The organism is Flavobacterium sp. (genome assembly GCF_044368625.1).
Taxonomy (GTDB): domain Bacteria; phylum Bacteroidota; class Bacteroidia; order Flavobacteriales; family Flavobacteriaceae; genus Flavobacterium.
Map to the genome: position 1 here is coordinate 1 of NZ_JBIPPD010000283.1, position 3210 is coordinate 3210.

The window sequence follows — 3210 nt, forward strand, 5'->3', positions numbered from 1 at the left end:
CCGACTTTTAAAATAAGCGTATTGCAACGGAATTATGGTATTGATCATTATCAGTTCAATAAATCCAGCAGATAGTTTTTTAGCACGTTTAGGACTTTCTTTATCAAAAGTATAATGCGTTTGCCAATACTCGGAAACAGCAACATCAAAGATTTTTGTAAGTTTTTTTATTGTATTGACTTCAATACAATCTGAAAACAATTGATGGTTATTAGAAAAAACGTGTGCCAATTGCGACAAACGAATATTTGGGAAATTATCTGGACGCAATTTAAAGAATTGTAAAGGTACGGTTCTTTTGAAATCCAGTTGGTGCTTTAAAACCATATAGCCAAATCGACTTTGCAGCTCTTTGTAATACAAATCTTCTTTTTCGTCATCAAGTAAACCAGAGAATCCAAAAAATAACGCTTCTAAATTTATTGCTTCGGTGGCTTCTTTTCGAACAATTGAGAATGGAATATTTAATGCCAAATCCAAAAAAGCCGCACCATTCGTGTTCAATCCAAAATTTTTAGCCAAGAGGCAAAACAGTACTGCTTCCCAATCTTTATTTAATTTTTGAAACAATTCCTCAATTGGTTTTTGTTTGCGTTCCAATCGTTCGACAAAAAGACGATCCAACCAGTTTGAATACGTAAAATCATCAATATCTTTAATCTGATTTTCGCAATAAATCCAAGATTTAGGAGTAGTCAAAAGTTTAAAATTGCTCATAAACTCCTTTGCAACATAATTTTTTAAAATCAAAACAGGAATTTCTACATTATTCTTTCGGAAAACATCAACATCATGTTCCCAAACTACATGAAGAATCACATTTTCGTAGGCAGTGTCTTTTTCGTGATGGTGCAAATACCAATCAGAAGATTTTATATGCAACTCGATATTTCCAGCCCATTTTTGACCATCAATTGTTATTTGAGCGTTGAAAAAATCGGGACCCGCATTTTCAAGATAACTGCCTACATTTTCAATGGTGAGTGTTTCGCCTTTTGAAGTTTGCAAAGCGTTACTTTCAAATTTTTTGTATCTCCATAAGTAATGTAAAAAATCTTCTTTCATCAGAATTCGAATAGCAGTTAATATTGGGCAAAGTATTTTTTAAAAGTACGAAATTTCCGTTTGCAAAACTTATATTTGTTTGTACAACTGAACAATTATGAAATCGCCATTAACAATACGTTTGCGCAAGCAATTGAAAATGCTTCGCCAGTCCGCAAGCTCGGGTCATCGAATACCGATGAAAACTTTGATATTGTGAGATAAACGCCCATAAATAAAAGCGATGCCATATTTGACCGCTAAAAATCACTGTTACATCCATGAAAAATATTTTTTTAATTCTCATTTTCTTTATTTTAACTGTTTCTCAGGCTCAAAAAACACCTACTGCCGTCCGTGTGGAGTATTCAAAACTTTCAAATGGTAGTTTGATCCAAGGGCAAGATCATGTAATTATTTTCGCCGATGAAAACCGAACTTTCATCACTTCGGAAAAAGTCAGTCAAAAAAATGCAACTTTTCCATATGAAATGTTTTATTTAAATCGATTAAAAAATCATTGGTTTTCAACAAGTCGGGTGAACGAAAATAAGACTATTTCAACCGTGGATAGTATTGCTATTGACAAGCAAAAATTTACTTACAGTACGGAAACCAAAAAAATATTGGGTTATGTTTGTAAAAAAGCAACGACGAGTATCAATTCCAATACGATCGATATTTGGTATACCGAAGCCTTAGGTTTGAAAGGAGCGCCAACAATTGTTGGGCAAAATTTGGGATTGGTTTTGGAAATTACTCGGAATGGAAATTACAGTATTATAGCTAGTAAGCTTGAAAAACTAAAAAACATTCCGAACGGAGTTGTACAAATTCCAGACTCTAAAAGTGTTATGGATATTTTAACGTACCGCGATGAATTATGGAAATCACGCTTTACAAGAATTCCAATTTTTGAAAACGAAATCATTAATTTTTCTGATCAAACTGTATCCAACGATTCCATTTTTAAATTTGCAAACGGAACTGTAATCGCTCGGAAGGTAAAAATTGGAAACTTTCCGCAAGGAAGTAGCTATTTTGTAGATTTAACAGCACAATCCAATGGCGATGCGTACGACCGAACGGGATCGGTTTTTGTAATTCCAACACAATCTAAAATTCACTTTTTTGACGCTTTGCAAAAAGGAAAAGAAATTTTACCCATATATGAAAACGGAAATGGCAAACAGTATCAAGGAGTTGTTCGATCGGATAACTTTACTCCTATTATAGAATTGACTCGTTTTTTTACACCTTTTGGAGTAGGTCATTTTAACTATTTGAAACTAAAAAATAAAGAATGGGAAGATGTAGCTTTTTACCGGCAAGAAATTAGCGACTTATCCGAAATTTTAAATAATCAAGAAGTAATCGTTGGGGTTTTTATTGGAAATTACGACAAAGGAGGCCATAAAGTGAGTTTGAATTTGACTGTACACGAAAACGCTGGTGCTAAAAAACAAGCAAATAAAATAATTCCAATTTTCAATACGTTGAATGTTATGGAAATGGCCGGACAAGAATACGCCACGATGTTCAATTCGGAAAAAGGACTTGTTGTTACATTTACATTAGCGGAAGACCTGCAAAATGCAAAATTAAGATACATCACCACTGGTCATGGAGGTTGGGAAAACGGCGATGAATTTGTCCCAAAGAGAAATACTATTTTACTAGATGGTTCCGTTATTTTTTCATTCACCCCCTGGAACACCGATTGTGGCTCGTACCGCAATTACAATCCCGCATCTGGAAATTTTGAAAATGGCTTATCATCTTCTGATTACAGCCGATCCAATTGGTGTCCTGGAACTACTACGAATCCGATTTATATTGATTTAGGAAATTTGAAAGCAGGAGAGCATACAATTACAGTAAAAATTCCGCAAGGTGAAAACGAAGGAAACAGTTTTAGTTCTTGGAATGTTTCTGGAGTATTATTTGGGGAATAAGTACGTATTTGTAAAAATTTCCAATTGTTAAAACTGATCTTACAAAAAAGTTTTGATAAGGTTTAATTGATAAAAAAGGGAACAGAAAATTTCATTCTGCTCCCTTTTTTTATTTGGTTTAATAGTCAAAAATAGTTGGTAAAACAGCTGTTAAGCATTATAAAATTTGACGTTTCCAAAAGTTTATTGAAATTCGTTTCAATAAACTTTT

Annotated in this window: 2 protein-coding genes; one reads left to right on the forward strand and one right to left on the reverse strand. The window is 33.5% G+C overall.

Annotated features, from left to right (window positions below; all coding sequences use genetic code 11):
• Positions 1–1065: DUF2851 family protein (locus tag ACIQ2X_RS14915; protein WP_396179748.1), on the reverse strand; the 1065-nt coding region annotated here is incomplete at its 3' end.
• 260 nt (positions 1066–1325) lie between these two features.
• On the opposite strand from ACIQ2X_RS14915, the gene ACIQ2X_RS14920 reads away from it, so the two are divergent.
• Positions 1326–2999: a PNGase F N-terminal domain-containing protein gene (locus ACIQ2X_RS14920; protein ID WP_396179749.1), complete on the forward strand. Its 1674-nt coding sequence runs from the start codon at positions 1326–1328 to the stop codon at positions 2997–2999.
• Positions 3000–3210: the final 211 nt, after the last annotated feature.